The sequence below is a fragment of the Streptomyces sp. CA-288835 genome (assembly GCF_050936385.1).
Classification (GTDB): domain Bacteria; phylum Actinomycetota; class Actinomycetes; order Streptomycetales; family Streptomycetaceae; genus Streptomyces.
Map to the genome: position 1 here is coordinate 8099155 of NZ_JBNJMW010000001.1, position 15771 is coordinate 8114925.

At 68.9% G+C, this 15771-nt stretch carries 18 protein-coding genes; 11 read left to right on the forward strand and 7 right to left on the reverse strand.

Annotated elements, in window-relative coordinates; genetic code table 11:
• Positions 1 to 36: 36 nt before the first annotated feature.
• Both ACQEVY_RS36600 and ACQEVY_RS36605 read right to left on the reverse strand, forming a co-directional pair.
• Positions 37 to 510, reverse strand: a complete 474-nt coding sequence (locus tag ACQEVY_RS36600) for a GNAT family N-acetyltransferase (protein ID WP_432953829.1) — start codon at positions 508 to 510, stop codon at positions 37 to 39.
• A gap of 1 nt (position 511) precedes the next feature.
• Positions 512 to 1285: an IclR family transcriptional regulator gene (locus ACQEVY_RS36605; protein WP_328772538.1), complete on the reverse strand. Its 774-nt coding sequence runs from the start codon at positions 1283 to 1285 to the stop codon at positions 512 to 514.
• Between the two features lie 149 nt (positions 1286 to 1434).
• Between ACQEVY_RS36605 and ACQEVY_RS36610 the strand changes: the two genes are divergently transcribed.
• The 7 genes from ACQEVY_RS36610 (at position 1435) to thpD (ending at position 8091) form a co-directional block, all read left to right on the forward strand.
• Entirely contained in the window at positions 1435 to 2964 is a 1530-nt protein-coding gene (locus ACQEVY_RS36610) for an aldehyde dehydrogenase (NADP(+)) (RefSeq protein ID WP_432953830.1), read from the forward strand.
• 248 nt (positions 2965 to 3212) lie between these two features.
• Positions 3213 to 3821 carry a DUF1349 domain-containing protein gene (locus tag ACQEVY_RS36615; protein ID WP_432953831.1) on the forward strand — a complete coding sequence of 203 codons (609 nt, stop codon included), beginning with the start codon at positions 3213 to 3215 and terminating at the stop codon, positions 3819 to 3821.
• A gap of 61 nt (positions 3822 to 3882) precedes the next feature.
• Entirely contained in the window at positions 3883 to 4431 is a 549-nt protein-coding gene (locus ACQEVY_RS36620; protein ID WP_432953833.1) for a DinB family protein, read from the forward strand.
• Positions 4432 to 4758: 327 nt separating this feature from the next.
• On the forward strand, positions 4759 to 5337 hold the full coding sequence (ectA, locus tag ACQEVY_RS36625; protein ID WP_432953835.1) for a diaminobutyrate acetyltransferase: 579 nt from the start codon (positions 4759 to 4761) through the stop codon (positions 5335 to 5337).
• Positions 5338 to 5488: 151 nt separating this feature from the next.
• Positions 5489 to 6760, forward strand: coding sequence for a diaminobutyrate--2-oxoglutarate transaminase (gene ectB, locus ACQEVY_RS36630; RefSeq protein WP_432953837.1), 1272 nt, complete (start codon positions 5489 to 5491; stop codon positions 6758 to 6760).
• 39 nt (positions 6761 to 6799) lie between these two features.
• Positions 6800 to 7198 carry an ectoine synthase gene (locus ACQEVY_RS36635; RefSeq protein WP_033317823.1) on the forward strand — a complete coding sequence of 133 codons (399 nt, stop codon included), beginning with the start codon at positions 6800 to 6802 and terminating at the stop codon, positions 7196 to 7198.
• A 5-nt stretch (positions 7199 to 7203) separates the two neighbouring features.
• Positions 7204 to 8091, forward strand: coding sequence for an ectoine hydroxylase (gene thpD / locus ACQEVY_RS36640; protein WP_432953839.1), 888 nt, complete (start codon positions 7204 to 7206; stop codon positions 8089 to 8091).
• 87 nt (positions 8092 to 8178) lie between these two features.
• Here the strand turns inward: thpD and ACQEVY_RS36645 are convergent, their stop codons facing one another.
• From ACQEVY_RS36645 to ACQEVY_RS36665, 5 genes are all read right to left on the reverse strand, one after another.
• Positions 8179 to 9195, reverse strand: coding sequence for a maleylpyruvate isomerase family mycothiol-dependent enzyme (locus ACQEVY_RS36645; RefSeq protein ID WP_432953840.1), 1017 nt, complete (start codon positions 9193 to 9195; stop codon positions 8179 to 8181).
• Between the two features lie 52 nt (positions 9196 to 9247).
• Complete coding sequence (locus ACQEVY_RS36650) at positions 9248 to 9853, reverse strand: RNA polymerase sigma factor (protein ID WP_432953841.1); 606 nt, start codon at positions 9851 to 9853, stop codon at positions 9248 to 9250.
• Positions 9854 to 9908: 55 nt separating this feature from the next.
• The gene (locus ACQEVY_RS36655; RefSeq protein ID WP_432953842.1) at positions 9909 to 10961 is read right to left on the reverse strand and encodes an aminotransferase class V-fold PLP-dependent enzyme; all 1053 of its coding nucleotides are present in this window, start codon (positions 10959 to 10961) and stop codon (positions 9909 to 9911) included.
• Positions 10962 to 11071: 110 nt separating this feature from the next.
• Complete coding sequence (locus ACQEVY_RS36660) at positions 11072 to 11794, reverse strand: DsbA family oxidoreductase (RefSeq protein WP_432953844.1); 723 nt, start codon at positions 11792 to 11794, stop codon at positions 11072 to 11074.
• 75 nt (positions 11795 to 11869) lie between these two features.
• The gene (locus tag ACQEVY_RS36665; protein ID WP_432953846.1) at positions 11870 to 12376 is read right to left on the reverse strand and encodes an N-acetyltransferase family protein; all 507 of its coding nucleotides are present in this window, start codon (positions 12374 to 12376) and stop codon (positions 11870 to 11872) included.
• Between the two features lie 137 nt (positions 12377 to 12513).
• Here ACQEVY_RS36665 and ACQEVY_RS36670 point away from each other — a divergent pair, with 137 nt between their 5' ends.
• From ACQEVY_RS36670 to ACQEVY_RS36685, 4 genes are all read left to right on the forward strand, one after another.
• Positions 12514 to 13134 carry a mycothiol-dependent nitroreductase Rv2466c family protein gene (locus ACQEVY_RS36670; RefSeq protein WP_432953847.1) on the forward strand — a complete coding sequence of 207 codons (621 nt, stop codon included), beginning with the start codon at positions 12514 to 12516 and terminating at the stop codon, positions 13132 to 13134.
• Between the two features lie 136 nt (positions 13135 to 13270).
• Positions 13271 to 14122 (forward strand): transporter substrate-binding domain-containing protein, encoded by an 852-nt coding sequence (locus tag ACQEVY_RS36675; protein WP_432953849.1) that lies wholly within the window; start codon positions 13271 to 13273, stop codon positions 14120 to 14122.
• A complete protein-coding gene (locus ACQEVY_RS36680; protein ID WP_432953851.1) occupies positions 14119 to 14952 on the forward strand; it encodes an amino acid ABC transporter permease in 834 nt (277 codons plus the stop codon). Before ACQEVY_RS36675 ends, ACQEVY_RS36680 begins: the two co-directional genes overlap by 4 nt.
• Positions 14949 to 15752: an amino acid ABC transporter ATP-binding protein gene (locus ACQEVY_RS36685; RefSeq protein ID WP_432953852.1), complete on the forward strand. Its 804-nt coding sequence runs from the start codon at positions 14949 to 14951 to the stop codon at positions 15750 to 15752. The genes ACQEVY_RS36680 and ACQEVY_RS36685 overlap by 4 nt, the downstream gene beginning before the upstream one ends.
• The last annotated feature ends 19 nt before the right edge of the window (positions 15753 to 15771 follow it).

The window sequence follows — 15771 nt, forward strand, 5'->3', positions numbered from 1 at the left end:
GACGCCGATCCGCCTCCGCCGCGCGGGGGAGAAGGGTCAGCCGTCCAGGGTGAGGACGACCTCGTCGATCTCCGCCCCGCGGGCGTTCGCGTAGCCCCTGTCCTGCGCGGTCACGCGGAAGCCGCACTTCTCCAGGACGCGGCGCGAAGCGGCGTTGTCCGCGGCGGCGCGGGCGTACATCGGGCGTTCGGGGACCTCGGCGAGCAGGGCCCGCAGGGCGCGGGTGGCGATGCCGCGGCCCCAGTACGCGCGGTCGATCCAGTACGTCACCTCGCGCTCGCCCGGGTCGCCGTACACCGCCGCGCTGCCCACGACGTCGCCGTCGACGAGGACCGTGCGATTGACCACGCCCGGCGTGGCACGGATCCGCTTCCAGTGGGCGTCGAAGGCATCCCAGTCGGCCGGGTCCTTGGCCGTGAACGCGGCCATCTCGACGGCTTCCGGGTCGTTCATCTGCCGGAAGAACACCGGCAGATCACTGTCGTGGATCTCGCGCAGGACCACATCCATGTCAGAGCCTCCGAGTTGCGAGCGTCAGTCGGTCGCGGGCGTCGAACAGGGCGTCCTTCACCATCTGCTCGTGCGCGGGTGTCAGCCGCGCCACGGGTACGGAGCAGCTGATGGCGTCGCGCGCGGGCGTACGGTACGGAATCGCGACGCCGAAGCAGCGCAGCCCCAAAGTGTTCTCCTCGCGGTCCACCGCGAAGCCCTGCTCCCGCACCTGGTGCAACTCCTCGATGAGCTTCTCCCGGTCGGTGATCGTGTGCTCGGTCAGCGCGGGGAGGGTCTCCGGCAGCAGCTTGCGTACCTGCTCGTCCGTGTGTGTGGCCAGCAGCGCCTTGCCGAGCGAGGTGGAATGGGCGGGCAGCCGACGGCCCACGCGCGTGAAGGGGCGGAGGTAGTGCTGGGACTGGCGGGTCGCGAGATACACCACATTCGTGCCGTCCAGCCGCGCCAGGTGGATCGTCTCCGTAGTGTCGTCGGAGAGGCGGTCGAGGGTCGGTCTGGCCACGGCCACCACCTCGTCGCCGTCGATGTACGACGTACCGACGAGGAGGGCGCGCACTCCGATGCCGTACCGCGTGCCCGTCGCGTCCGTCTCGACCCAGCCGAGCTCGACGAGCGTACGGAGCAACATATACAAACTGGACTTGGGGTAACCTACGGCCTCCTGTACGGCGGCCAGGGAGTGCATCCCGGGTCGGCCGGCGAAATACTCGAGCAGTTCCACGGTCCGCACCGCGGACTTGACCTGCGCCCCGCCGCCTGTCTCGCCAGCCGACATCGCCCTTGACCCCTTCGTTCGACGGGAAATAGTCTCCGGGACATATTCACCATCAGAGACAGTGTTCAGCATATCGAACGCCCTGGTGAGTGACACAAGAACTGCGGCATCACATAAGAACTGCGGCATCACATCTGGAGGGACCCGCGGTGGCAGCAGCACCAGTCTGGAGTGTCGACCCCCGAACCGGGAAGCAGCGTGAACAGGTTGCGGTGGAAGCCACAGCCCAGGAGGTGGACACGGCTGTCCGCGCGGCCCACGCCGCCCGGGGCGCCCTGGCAGACCGCACGGTCCGCTCGGCTTTCCTGCGTACGGCCGCGGAGCTGCTCGAAGGCGCCAAGGACCACCTCGTGGAGGCCGCCGACGCGGAGACCGCGCTCGGCCCGGTCCGGCTCACCGGTGAACTCGCCCGCACCTGCTACCAGTTGCGGGCCTTCGCGGACATCGTCGACGAGGGCGCGTTCCTCGACGTCGTGATCAACCACCCCGACGCCACCGCGACGCCGCCGATCCCGGACCTGCGCCGCTACAAGGTGCCGCTGGGTGTCGTCGCCGTCTACTCGGCCTCGAACTTCCCCTTCGCCTTCTCGGTCGCCGGCGGTGACACCGCGAGTGCGCTCGCCGCGGGCTGCCCGGTCGTCGTCAAGGCGCACCCCGACCACCCGGCACTGTCCGAGTTCGTGGCGGCGACGCTGCGGCGGGCCGCCGAGCAGCACGACATCCCCAAGGGCGTCGTCGGGCTCGTGCACGGCTTCGAAGCGGGCGTCGAGCTGGTCAAGCACCCGCTCGTGACGGCTGCCGGCTTCACCGGTTCCGTACGGGGCGGCCGTGCCCTCTTCGACGCGGCTGCCGCCCGGCCCGTGCCGATCCCGTTCCACGGCGAGCTGGGCTCGCTGAACCCCGTCGTGATCACCGAGGCCGCCGCCGCCGAGCGGGCCGAGACGATCGGTACGGGGCTCGCGGGCTCCATGACGATGGGTGTCGGCCAGTTCTGTGTGAAGCCGGGGCTCGTTCTCGCGCCGACGGGTGCGGCAGGTGACCGGCTGGTGAAGTCCCTCACCGACGCGGTCAGCAACACGGACGCGGGCGTGCTGCTGGACCACCGGATGCGGGACAACTTCGTCGCCGGGGTTGCCGAGCGGGCCGAACTGCCGGACGTGGACGCTCCGGTGACGCCCGGTGCGGGGAGCGAGCACACGGTGAGCCCCGGGTTCCTGACCGTGCCTGCGCGTCGGCTGGCGGCCGAGGGGGAGCATGATCTGCTCCTGGAGGAGTGCTTCGGGCCGATCACCGTTGTCGCTCGGTACGAGGACGACTCGGAGGCCGGGGCCGTTCTCTCGCGGCTGCCGGGCAACCTCACCGCGACCGTGCACCTCTCCTCCGAGGAGGCGGAGGGGCAGGGCCGCGGCGCGGAGATCCTTGCCGAGCTGACGCCGCTTGCGGGGCGTGTGCTCGTCAATGGCTGGCCCACCGGGGTTGCTGTGGCTCCGGCTCAGCATCACGGGGGGCCGTACCCTGCGACGACGTCGACGTCCACGTCTGTGGGGGGTACGGCTATTGAGCGGTGGCTGCGGCCGGTTGCGTATCAGAACGCGCCGGAGGCGCTGCTGCCCGCCGAGTTGCGGGATGACAACCCGTTGGGGCTGCCTCGGCGCTTCAACGGCCGGCTTGAGCGGTAGCGCTCCGCTGGGCGCGGTTGCGCTCCGCTGGGGGCGGGGGATGCGGGTAGCGCCGTAGGCGGTGCGGTTCATTGCGGACCGCGGGTCCGTCGTGGCTGGTCGCGCAGTTCCCCGCGCCCCTGACGGGGCGCTGTTGTGGCCGCATGTTCTGACGGTGCCGCGCCCCTGACGGGGCGCTGCCTGTGTCATATGTCTGACAGTGCCATGTCTCTTTGAGGGCGTGGTGGGGGAGCTGGGAGACTCTGCTCATGGATCTCGAAATACCCGAACTGCCTTTCCCGCTCCGCTCCTACGGTCCTGATGGGCACTGGTCGTACGAGGACGGGGTGCTCACCGGATGGGCGGGGGCGCGGCAGGATCGGTTTGTGCCGCCCACTGATGAGGCGCTGGACCCCGCGGCCGACGCGCCTCGGCTGCTCGGGGCGCCGGAGGGGGACTTTCAGCTGATCGCTCGTGTCACCGTGGGGTTTGCGGGGGCCTTTGACGCGGGCGTGCTGTACGTGCATGTGGCCGAGCGGGAGTGGGCCAAGCTCTGTCTGGAGAACTCGCCGGATGTGCCGACCGTGTGCACGGTGGTCACCCGCGGTCATTCCGACGACGCCAACTCCTGGACCGTGGAGGGGAGTTCGGTCTGGCTGCGGATCAGCCGTACGGGTCGTGCCTTCGCTTTCCACGCTTCCAAGGACGGCAAGCGCTGGACCTTCGTGCGCCTGTTCACGCTGGCCGACGAGAAGGCCTCCGGTGCGGCGCTCGTGGGCTTTATGACGCAGTCGCCGCTGGGGGAGGGGTGCGTGGTCACGTACGACGGGATCGAGTTCCTCCCGGACTGGCCGGCGGATCTGAGGGACGGCAGCTGATTCCTGACGGCGGGATTTCGCCTCTCCCGCATCGCCGGGCCCTCGTGCCATGCTGCCGAGCATGGTCACCGACACACACCAGATCCAGACCCTGCCCGACGGCCGTCCCATCCCACTGATGACCGGGCCGGAGCGGCCCATGCTGGAGAGCTGGCTCGCCTTCCACCGGGCCACGCTGGAGCTCAAGTGCCGCGGGCTGGACGACAGTCAGGTGCGGCTGGCCTCCGCCGAACCGTCCGAGCTGACCCTGCTCGGGCTGGTCCAGCATCTCGCCGAGGTCGAACGGAACTGGTTCCAGCGGGTGTTCGCCGGGCTCGACGTGCCACCCGTGTACGAGGACAAGGTCGGGGACGTGTCCGGCGGCTACGGCCTCGTACCGGAGCGTGGGCTCGACGAGGCGCTGGCGAACTGGCGGCGGGAGGTCGCCCGGGGGCAGGAGCTGTGCGCGGGGCGTTCGCTGGAGGACACCGGACGGATCGCGGACGGCCCGATGGCCGGGCTTGAGGTCAGCTTGCGCTGGGTCCTCATCCACATGATCGAGGAGTACGCACGGCACAACGGCCACGCGGACATTGTCCGGGAGGGCATCGACGGGGTCACCGGTGCGTAATCGAAGAATTCATTCCGCTGCTATTTCGCGGGTCCACTCGATACCTGTTCGAGCGCAGCTTCCCGTATTCTTCTGCCCGCTTTCCTCGGTCTTAAACACTAAGATTTCGCGAACACCAACCTCGTAATTCGGGCAGGTCTCGTGTCCGTTACGTATATGTGACGCAACACACAAGCTGCCCGTTTCCTCCCGTATTTTACGGACAAAGGGGCTGTTCTCGCCGCCTCGACATGCGGCACCCGCGCACGCGCGATAACATATTCAGTGCGTTGACGTAACCCCATCCGGCGATGCAATTTCAGCTTTCTCTCGGTAAATTCAATCCGCATGACCGCCGCACAAGCAGACCTGCAAGCGGAATTCTTGGAAATGCCGGAGGGCCTGCGGATCGACCGTCCGGAGGTGGCCGACGGGGCCGCCCTCTGGCGCATCGCCAAGGACTCCAGAACCCTCGACCTCAACTCCTCGTACAGCTACCTCCTGTGGTGCCGTGACTTCGCCGGTACGTCGGTGGTGGCGCGCGACAAGGAGGGGATGCCGGTCGGCTTCATCACCGGGTACGTCCGGCCCGACCAGCCGGAAACCCTGCTCGTCTGGCAGGTGGCCGTCGACACCGCGTACCGCGGGCGCGGGCTCGCCGCCGCTCTGCTGGACGGACTCACGGCCCGAGTAGCCCACGAACGCGGCCTCGAAACCGTCGAGACCACGATCACCCCCGGAAACACGGCCTCCGAGCGACTGTTCACCTCCTACGCCGCACGTCACGGAGCGGAGGTCGCGCGTGAAGTGCTCTTCGACGGGGCGCACTTCCCGGACGGCCCGCACGACCCCGAGGTGCTGTACCGCATAGGACCGCTGAGCTTCCCACCGGCTGACCGAGCGCACAGATCCGGCCAGACCGCCTGAGCGACCGGCCGGCTGAGCGAACCGACCGGCGGCCACGGCCGATTCGGCCGGCAGACCCAGCAGAACAGCAAACCCAGCAGATCCAGACGACCGGACCCGACCACCCGGCCGTACCCCCACCAAGACTTCATCTCCCAGGAGGAGATTCGCTGTGAGCATCACCCAGCCCGACCTGAGCATCTTCCAGACCCTCGAGTCGGAGGTGCGCAGCTACTGCCGCGGCTGGCCCACCGTGTTCGACCGCGCGCAGGGCAGCCGCATGTACGACGAGGACGGCCACGAGTACCTGGACTTCTTCGCCGGTGCCGGGTCCCTCAACTACGGCCACAACAACCCCGTACTCAAACGCGCCCTCATCGACTACCTGGAGCGCGACGGCGTCACCCACGGTCTCGACATGTCGACGACCGCCAAACGCGCCTTCCTCGAGTCGTTCCAGAACATCGTGCTGCGCCCGCGCGACCTGCCGTACAAGGTCATGTTCCCGGGCCCGACGGGCACCAACGCCGTCGAGTCGGCGCTGAAGCTGGCGCGAAAAGTGAAGGGCCGGGAAGCGATCGTGTCGTTCACGAACGCCTTCCACGGGATGTCCCTCGGCTCGCTCGCCGTGACCGGAAACGCCTTCAAGCGGGCCGGAGCGGGCATCCCGCTGGTGCACGGCACGCCCATGCCGTTCGACAACTACTTCGACGGCCAGATTCCGGACTTCCTGTGGTTCGAGCGGCTCCTCGAGGACCAGGGCTCCGGCCTGAACCAGCCCGCCGCCGTGATCGTCGAGACCGTGCAGGGCGAGGGCGGCATCAACGTCGCGCGTGCCGAGTGGCTGCGTGCCCTTGCGGACCTGTGCGAGCGTCAGGACATGCTGCTCATCGTCGACGACATCCAGATGGGCTGCGGCCGTACCGGCGCCTTCTTCTCCTTCGAGGAGGCGGGCATCACCCCGGACATCGTGACCGTCTCCAAGTCCATCAGCGGCTACGGACTGCCCATGGCGCTCACCCTGTTCAAGCCCGAGCTGGACATCTGGGAGCCGGGCGAGCACAACGGCACGTTCCGCGGCAACAACCCCGCTTTCGTGACGGCCGCCGCCGCCCTTGAGACGTACTGGACCGACGGGCCGGCCATGGAGAAGCAGACCAGGGCCCGCGGCGAGCAGATCGACGAGGTGCTGAAGGCGATCCGCGAGGAACACCCCGAGACCAGCAAGGAATACCGGGGCCGCGGCCTGGTCTGGGGCCTCGAGTTCCACGACAAGGAGCGCGCGGGCCGCATCGCCCAGCGGGCCTTCGAACTCGGCCTGCTCATCGAGACGTCGGGCCCCGAGAGCGAGGTCGTCAAGCTCCTCCCGGCGCTCACCATCACGCCCGACGAGCTGGACGAGGGCCTGCGCACCCTCGCCCGCGCCGTACGCGAAACGGCGTAACCGCAACCGCGCGCAGCCTGAAGGAGGCACTGCACCACCGTGATTGTCCGCTCGTTCAAGGACCTCGAAGGCACCGACCGGCACGTCAAGTCCGCGTCGGGCACCTGGGAGAGCAAACGCATCGTCCTCGCCAAGGAGAAGGTCGGCTTCTCCCTGCACGAGACGATCCTGTACGCCGGTACGGAGACGTCGATGTGGTACGCCAACCACATCGAGGCCGTCGTCTGCGTGGAGGGCGAGGCCGAGCTCACCAACGACGAGACCGGGGAGAAGTTCACCATCACCCCCGGCACCATGTACCTCCTCGACGGCCACGAGAAGCACACGATGAAGATCAAGGAGGACTTCCGCTGCCTCTGCGTCTTCAATCCGCCGGTGACCGGACGGGAGGACCATGACGAGAACGGTGTCTACCCCCTGCTGACCGAGGAGGTCTGAGAACCATGACCACGCTCACCGACCTGTACCCGACCCGCGGCGCCGCCGAGGTGGCCGTACCCCGCCAGGACCCCGTGGTGTGGAGCGAGCCGGGTACGCCAGGACCGATCGCGGCGGCCGAGCTCCAGTCGTACGAGCGCGATGGCTTCCTCGCCATCGAGCAGCTCATCGGCGACGAGGAAGTGTCCGTCTACCGGGGCGAGTTGGAACGCCTGGTGAGCGACCCGGCGATCCGCGCCGACGAGCGCTCGATCGTCGAGCCGAAGTCACAGGAGATCCGTTCGGTCTTCGAGGTCCACAAGATCAGCGAGATCTTCGCGCGCCTCGTACGCGATGAGCGCGTCGTCGGGCGCGCCCGGCAGATCCTCGGCTCAGACGTGTACGTCCACCAGTCGCGGATCAACGTCAAGCCCGGCTTCGGAGCGAGCGGCTTCTACTGGCACTCGGACTTCGAGACCTGGCACGCCGAGGACGGTCTGCCGAACATGCGCACCGTGTCCGTCTCGATCGCGCTGACCGAGAACTACGACACCAACGGCGGCCTCATGATCATGCCGGGGTCCCACAAGACGTTCCTCGGTTGTGCGGGGGCGACACCGAAGGACAACTACAAGAAGTCGCTGCAGATGCAGGACGCGGGCACGCCCTCCGACGAGGCGCTCACCAAGTTCGCGGAGGCCCACGGCATCAAGCTCTTCACCGGGCGGGCCGGCTCGGCGACCTGGTTCGACTGCAACTGCATGCACGGCTCCGGGGACAACATCACCCCGTTCCCGCGCTCGAACGTCTTCATCGTGTTCAACAGCGTGGAGAACGCGGCGGTGCAGCCGTTCGCGGCACCGGTGCCGCGGCCCGACTTTATTGGGGCGCGGGACTTCACGCCGGTGAAGTGAAACGACTGACGTACGGGCAAGTGACGTACGTCTGAAGTGATGTACGGATGATGGGCGGCACCCTGGTCGGGTGCCGCCCTCCTCCGTTTACAGCCAGGACAGCGCCGCGGCCCGCTCCAGTACGTTCCGTACGGCGTCCTCGTCGCCCGTCGTGCCCCTCGGGACCACTTCGGGTGCGTACCGTCCGCCGACGAGCAGGCAGAAGTCGACGGGTTCCAGGACGAGTTCGGCCCGCACCGGCTCGTCCTCGGAGCCGAGCACCCACTGGGCGTCCTCGCCTCCGGTCACCGAGAACAGCACCGGGGGAGCCGTGGTCCCCAGCGCCAGGTCGAGGATGCGGACGGCGAGGCGTACCAGTTGCCAGAGGTGTTCCTCGGGCGGGGGCGGTACGGCGAGGCCGAGCGCGCGGCCGATGTCGTCCGTGTGGATCCACGCCTCGAAGCCCCGCACGAGGAAGTGGTCCGCGACGGGCAGCCGGATCCCCATCAACGTTGTGGCGTGCGCGGCGCGTTCGGGAGCCCGGGCCTCGGGCGTGGCCAGCAGCGCGGCTGCCTGCGCGGCCCACGCGGTCACTGTCTCCTCGGGGCTGCGCTGTCGCTCGTACGCGATCACTTCGGCGGTACGCGCGTTCCAGGCCTCCTCCCATCCCGCGCCCTCCGGGACGGTCGAGGCGGGCACGCGTGCGTCGAGGCCCAGGCGCAGGGCCAGCGGCTCGTCGGCGGCGAGGAGATGCGCGAGCGTCGCGTGCGCGTCCCAGTCGTGTACGACCGGTGTGCTCCAGCGGCCGTCCAACTCCCGCACCAGCGCCTGGAGTCCGGCGACGGCCGCGGCGTACGGGGCCGCGTGCGCGGCGACCCTCGGCGCGGCGGGCCGGGCGCGCAGAGCGAGGGCGAGTACGCCGCCCGACTCTCCCGAACCGTTGCTCATGGCCGTTCCCCGCGGCCCGTCCAGCAGCCGTACGGCCTCCCGCAGCCGCTCCGCCTCCGCCGCGCAGCTCTCGCATTCGGCGAGATGCGCCGGCACCGCCCGCTCCTCCTCCGGCCGCAACGCGCCGAAGGCCCAGGCACCCAGCAACTCACGTACACCGTCATGATCAGTGGTCACCGCGCACCTCCCGTCGCAGCTGTCCGCCCTGCTTCCCGGGCGCATCCATCCATCATGCGCCGCCCCTTTCCAAGGCCGGATCCGGTGGCTCGGCCATGGATTCGGCCAGCTTGCGTAACGCAGAGCGCAGCCGGGTCTTGGCGGTGCCTTCCGGAATGCCGAGTTCGACGGCGGCCTGGCGGTAGGTGCGGCCCGCGAAAAAGGCGAGGTGCACCACCTCCCGCTGGGACTGCGGGAGTTCGGCGAGCGCCGAGTGCAGCAGGAGCGAGCGCTCGCGGTCGACGACCGTCTCGTCCGGCCCGGGCCCCGTGTCGGGGATCGCCTGCAGCGCCGAGTCGTCGGCACCGGCGGCCTTGCGGTGCCGGGCCTCGCTGCGCACCCAGTCCACGGCTCGCCGGTGCGCCAGCACGGACAGCCAGGTACGCAGCGAGCCACGGCGCGCGTCGAACCCGTACGGCCTGCTCCACAGCTGGGCGAAGACCTCCTGCGCCACATCCTCGGCGGCGGCCGGGCTGCGCGTCACCCGGACCGCCACCCCCCGGACGAGCCCGCTGTACGCGGCGTACGCCTCGGTCAGCGCGGACTCGTCGCCGTACACCAGCCGCCGCTGCAACTCCGCGTCGGCGGCCCGTTCGACGGACGTCTCCGTGGTCTCCAAAGGCCCCACCCCCTGGTGCCCTTCCTAGCGTCCCGGCCGGGCGCGCGCCAGTGGTTCAGGAAGACAGGACGTCCAGCAGGCGGTCGACGTCGGCGGACGTGTTGTACAGGTGGAAGGAGGCACGCAGGTTGCCCGCGCGGTTGGAGACCGAGATCCCCGCCTTGGCCAACTCCGCCTGGCGGTGGCCGAGTCCGGGCACGGACACGATCGCCGAGCCGGGCGCGGGCAGGGCCTCGTGGCCGAGAGCGGTGAGGCCCGCGCGGTAGCGGTCGGCGAGGGCGAGGTCGTGGGCCTGCACGGCGTCGACGCCGAGTTCCTCGATGAGCTCGAGGGAGGGGCGCAGTCCGGCGTAGCTGAAGAGAGCGGGGGGCAGGTCGAACCGCCGGGCGGAGTGGGCGAGTTCGGCCACGGGGCCGTAGCAGCTGTCCCACGGGTGCTCCCCGGCGACCCAGCCGGCCAGGATCGGCGTGAGCTCGCCGAAGTCCTCCGGCACGACGAGGAAGCCGGCGCCGTGCGGGCCGAGCAGCCACTTGTAGCAGACGGAGGAGACATAGTCGTACGCCCCGGCGTCCATCGGCAGCCAGCCGGCCGCCTGGGAGAAGTCGATGTACGTCCGGGCCCCGTGGTCCCTGGCCGCCTCGCGCAGTGCGGGCAGATCGGCGATCCGGCCGTCGGCGGACTGCGCGGCGCTGACCGCGACGAGTGCGGTGCCCGGCCGGACGGACTCGGCGATCCGCTCCAGGGGCACGGCCCGCACCTTGAGGTCGGTGCGGACATGGAAGGGGTTCACGACGGAGGCGAAGTCGTCCTCGGCGGTGAGGACTTCGGCGCCCGCGGGCAGCGAGGCCGCGACCAGGCCGGTGTAGGCGCTGACCGAGGACCCGGCCGCCACCCGCCCGACCGGCACGCCGGCCAGCCGGGCGAAGGAGGCCCGGGCGGCCTCCACATCGGCGAACAACGAGTCCACCGGACTGCCGTCGGCCCGCAGCGCCACGGCCTCTTGCAGGGCGGTGACGGTACGGGCGGGCAGCAGCCCGTTGCTGGCGGTGTTCAGAAAGGTGTTCTTCGGGGCGAACTCGGCACGGACGCGGCTCTCGAAGGTCTCCATGGGACAACTGTGAGCCTTCGGCACTCTCTGGTCCATTGCGTATTTGTGCGTGATCCCGCTAAGGAACGCTTATACGTCGCCCCTGACCTGCGATTTTTATAGGCGAACTCTCAGTGCTGCGGCACCGCACACCCATCGGGACCGCACGCGTCCGCATCGCCGTCGCTCTCCTCGATCAGCTTCAGCGGTGACCGGCTTCCCCAGGCCTGCTCCAGCGCCTTGCCGAAGACCTCGACGGGCTGGGCGCCGGAGACGCCGAACTTCCGGTCGAGCACGAAGAAGGGAACGCCGTTCGCGCCGAGCTCGGCGGCCGCACGCTCATCGGCCCGGACTTCATCGGCGTACGCATCCGTGTCGGCGAGCACCTTACGGGCGGCGTCCGCGTCGAGACCGGCCTCGGCGGCCAGCTCGATCAGATACGCGTCGGCGTCCACGTAGAGGGAACGCTCCTCGACGAAGTTCGCCCGGTACAGAATCTGGAGCAGCTCGGCCTGCCGGCCCTGCTCCTTGGCGAAGTGCAGCAGCCGGTGCATATCGAAGGTGCTGCCGTGATCGCGGCCCTCGGCGCGATACCCGAGCCCCTCGGCAGCGGCCAGCCCCCGCAGATTCTCCTCACCCGCGCGGACCTGGGCCTCGCTCATGCCGTACTTCTTGGTCAGCATGGCCGACACGGACTCCGTCTCGCCCTTGCTCCGCCCCGGATCGAGCTCGAAAGACCGGTGCACCACCTCGACCTCATCACCGTGCGGAAAGGCGCCGAGCGCCTTCTCGAAGCGGGCCTTGCCCACATAGCACCAGGGGCAGGCGATATCGCTCCAGATCTCGACGCGCATATCTTCGTCTCTCCAGCTCGCACGGCTACGCGAAGGCTCCCTCCGCTCGGTCCGTGAACGTTCAACCGGCTGGGTTCATTCCCCGCGCACGGCATAGATCAGCGACAGGTGGTGGTCGCTTCCGCCGGCCGGCTGCTCGGGGTCGGGGACCCAGCCCTGGTGGGCGTAGAAGGCCTGAGCGCGTTGGTTGTCGACGTGCACATCGAGAGTCGCGGTCCGCTTGCCATCGGCCCGCCACTGCTCGACGCAGGCCGCGTGCAGTTCGGCGCCGATACCGGAGCGCCAATGGCCGGGTTCGACGTGGAACTGGAACAGCTTGACCGAGTCGGCCGGGGCGCCTTCGGCGGTACGGAAGGAGGCGATGCCCACCAGGCGCGTGGCTCGTACCGCGCACAGCACGTGGCCGTCAGGGCGTTCGATGGCGGCGTGCCAGACGGCGGCCCAGTCGGTGCCGTCGTCCGGCAGGCCATCGGGGTAGTAGGTGGCCCGGGCGCGCCTGTGCAGTTCGGCCACGTCCGCGGCTTCGGCGGGGAGGGCGGTTCTGATCACCAGGGCCTCGACGGTTCGATGGGTTCGGATCATGCCGCGGAGGACGTGCCTGGCTCCGCTGCGGTTCCGGACTGGGGCGGAGCCCATATTGGGTGCTTGACAGGTACTCAAGTCAGCGATGCAGTACGTGAGTTCGTGTTCGCGCGTATCCAGGTGGGGGAGCCGATCAGATGACCGAACGACGGACCGTCGACTTCTGGTTCGACCCCGTCTGCCCGTACACGTGGATCACCTCGAGGTGGATGGTCGAGGTCACCAAGGTGCGGCCCGTGGACATCCGCTGGCGGGTGATGAGTCTGGCCGTGCTCAACGAGCACCGGGATGACAACCCCGAGGGCGAGTGGGGCGACTACATGTGGGCACCGGTGCGGGTGTGCGCAGCGGTGGAGGAGCGGTTCGGGCAGCGGGCGCTCGGTGACCTGTTCACGGCGCTGGGTACCCGCTTCCATCTGCAGGGGGACTGGGGGAACCTCGAGGCGGCCCTGGCGGATGCCGGGCTGCCGGAGGAGATCGGCGAGGTCGCCATGTCCACGGTGTACGACGAGGCGATTCGGTCCTCGCACGCGCAGGCCGTCGCCCTGGTCGGCGCCGACGTCGGCACCCCGGTGGTGTCGGTCGCCGGGGCCCGTGGCGAACGGGTCGGCTTCTTCGGTCCCGTCGTCTCCCCCGCTCCCAGCGGGGAGACGGCCGGGCAGCTGTGGGACGGCTTTCTGCTGATGGCCGCCGTCCCGGGCTTCTACGAGGTCAAGCGCACCCGGACCGAGGAACCCCGGTTCGACATGGGCGACTGACGCTGCAAGTCCGGTTGGCACCGAAACTTCACAGGTCGGAGCTGCCTCCTGCCATGGGAATGTTTGAGGGGGTCTAAGCCTTCCTTATAATCGGAAGGTCAAGTTCCCTAGTAGATCCCTTCAGGAGGTCACCCCCGTGAACACGGTCCTCGGACGCCGGGCCCGCATTCTGGCCGCCACCACCGCGACGGCCGGGCTGGTGCTCGTGGCCGGCTGTTCCTCGGGCGATGGGGGTGGGGAGACCGTCAAGGGGGTCTCGATCGTGAAGGCGGGGCAGCTCACGACCTGCACGCACCTTCCGTATCCGCCCTTCCAGTCGGAGATCGACGGCAAGGTGCAGGGCTTCGACGTGGCGCTCATAGACCTGGTCGCCAAGGACCTGGGCGTGAAGCAGGACATCCTGGACACGCCGTTCGAGAACTTCAAGACCGGTGCGTTCCTCAACTCCGGGGAATGCGACCTCGCCGCGGCCGGCATGACGATCACCGACGAGCGCAAGAAGAACGTCGACTTCTCCGACCCGTACTTCGACGCCACCCAGGCCGTACTCGTCGACAAGAAGAGCGGCATCAGCTCCTTCGACGCACTGAAGGGCAAGAAGCTCGGCGCCCAGGCGCAGACGACCGGCGAGGAGTACGCGAAGGGCAAGGGCTTCGACCCGGTCTCCTTCGAGAGCTCCGACGCGGTGCTCAACGGCCTGCGCACCGGCCAGGTCCAGGCGGTCATCATCGACTACCCGGTTGTCCAGGGCTGGCTCAAGGACAAGGCGAACGCCGACGCCTTCGAGGTCGTCGACAACCTCAACACCGGTGAGCAGTACGGCTTCTCGGTGAAGAAGGGCAACACCGAGCTCGTCAAGGCCATCAACAAGGCGCTGGCGGACGCGAAGGCCGACGGCACGTACAAGAAGCTGTACGAGAAGTGGATCGGCCCCTACGACGAGAACGCCGCGGGCGCCGCCTCCGCTTCCCCGTCCGCCGCCTCATGAGCAAGGTCGACACCCAGGTCCAGCCACGCAAGCAAGGCCTGACCAGGCGCCAGAAGCGTGCCGTCTCACGAGGCATCCAGTACGCGATCTTCGTCGCCGCCCTGGTCGCCCTCGGTGTCACAGCCGACTGGGACGGGCTGCAGAACCAGTTCGCCCAGACCGACCTGGCGAAGGAACTGTTCCCGGACATCATCACGCTGGCTCTGCGCAACACCGTGCTCTACACGTTGTCCGGCTTCGCGTTCGGCCTCGCCCTCGGCATGGTCATCGCCCTCATGCGGCTCTCGCCGGTGGGACCGTACCGCTGGCTCGCCGGTCTCTACATCGAGATCTTCCGCGGCCTGCCCGCCCTGCTGATCTTCATCTTCGTGGGCGTCGCCGTACCGCTGGCCTTCCCGGGCACGGAGATCCCCGGCGGTACGTACGGGAAGGTCGCCCTCGCGCTCGGCCTGGTGGCCGCCGCGTACATGGCGGAGACCATCCGCGCGGGCATCCAGGCCGTGCCCAAGGGGCAGATGGAGGCGGCCCGTTCGCTGGGCTTCTCGCATGCGCGCGCCATGGTCTCGATCATCATCCCGCAGGCGTTCCGCATCGTGATCCCGCCGCTCACCAACGAACTCGTCCTCCTCTTCAAGGACTCCTCGCTGGTGCTGTTCCTGGGCGTCACCCTCGAAGAGCGTGAACTCGCCAAGTTCGGCCGGGACTTGGCGAGCGAGAGCGCCAACTCCACGCCGATCCTGGTCGCGGGCCTGTGCTATCTGCTGGTCACGGTCCCGCTCGGTTTTGTCGTACGCCGTCTTGAGGCGAAGGCCGGGGAGGCCACCAAGTGAGCACCACGAGCGGTACTCCGGAGATCCAAGTCCGCGACCTGCACAAGTCGTTCGGCGACAACGAGGTGCTGCGCGGCATCGACCTGGAGGTCGGCCGCGGCGAGGTCGTGTGCGTCATCGGCCCGTCCGGCTCCGGCAAGTCCACCCTGCTGCGCTGCGTGAACCTCCTGGAGGAGCCCACCAAGGGCCAGGTCTTCGTCGGCGGCACCGAAGTCACCCACCCCGACGTGGACATCGACGCCGTACGCCGCCGGATCGGCATGGTGTTCCAGCAGTTCAACCTCTTCCCGCACCTGTCGGTGACCGAGAACCTCGCCCTGCCGCAACGCCGCGTACTCGGCCGAGACAAGGCGGAGGCGGCGCGCGTGGCCGCCGACAACCTGCGGCGCGTCGGCCTCTCCGAGAAGGCCGACGCGTACCCCTCCTCGCTCTCCGGCGGCCAGCAGCAGCGCGTGGCGATCGCCCGCGCGCTCGCCATGGGCCCCGAGGTGATGCTCTTCGACGAGCCCACCTCCGCGCTCGACCCCGAACTCGTCGGTGACGTGCTCGCCGTGATGCGCATGCTCGCGAACGAGGGCATGACGATGATGGTCGTCACCCACGAGATGACCTTCGCGCGCGAGGTCGCCGACAGGGTCGTCTTCATGGACGACGGCGTGATCGTCGAGGACGGCACCCCTGAGCAGGTCATCGGCAACCCGGCCCACGAGCGGACGAGGCACTTCCTGTCCCGGCTCCTCGACCCCGCGATGGCGGACGTGGAAGAGGAGACCTCCGACCAGGTGGGTAAAGGAGACTAGCGTCCGGTTTATTACAGTG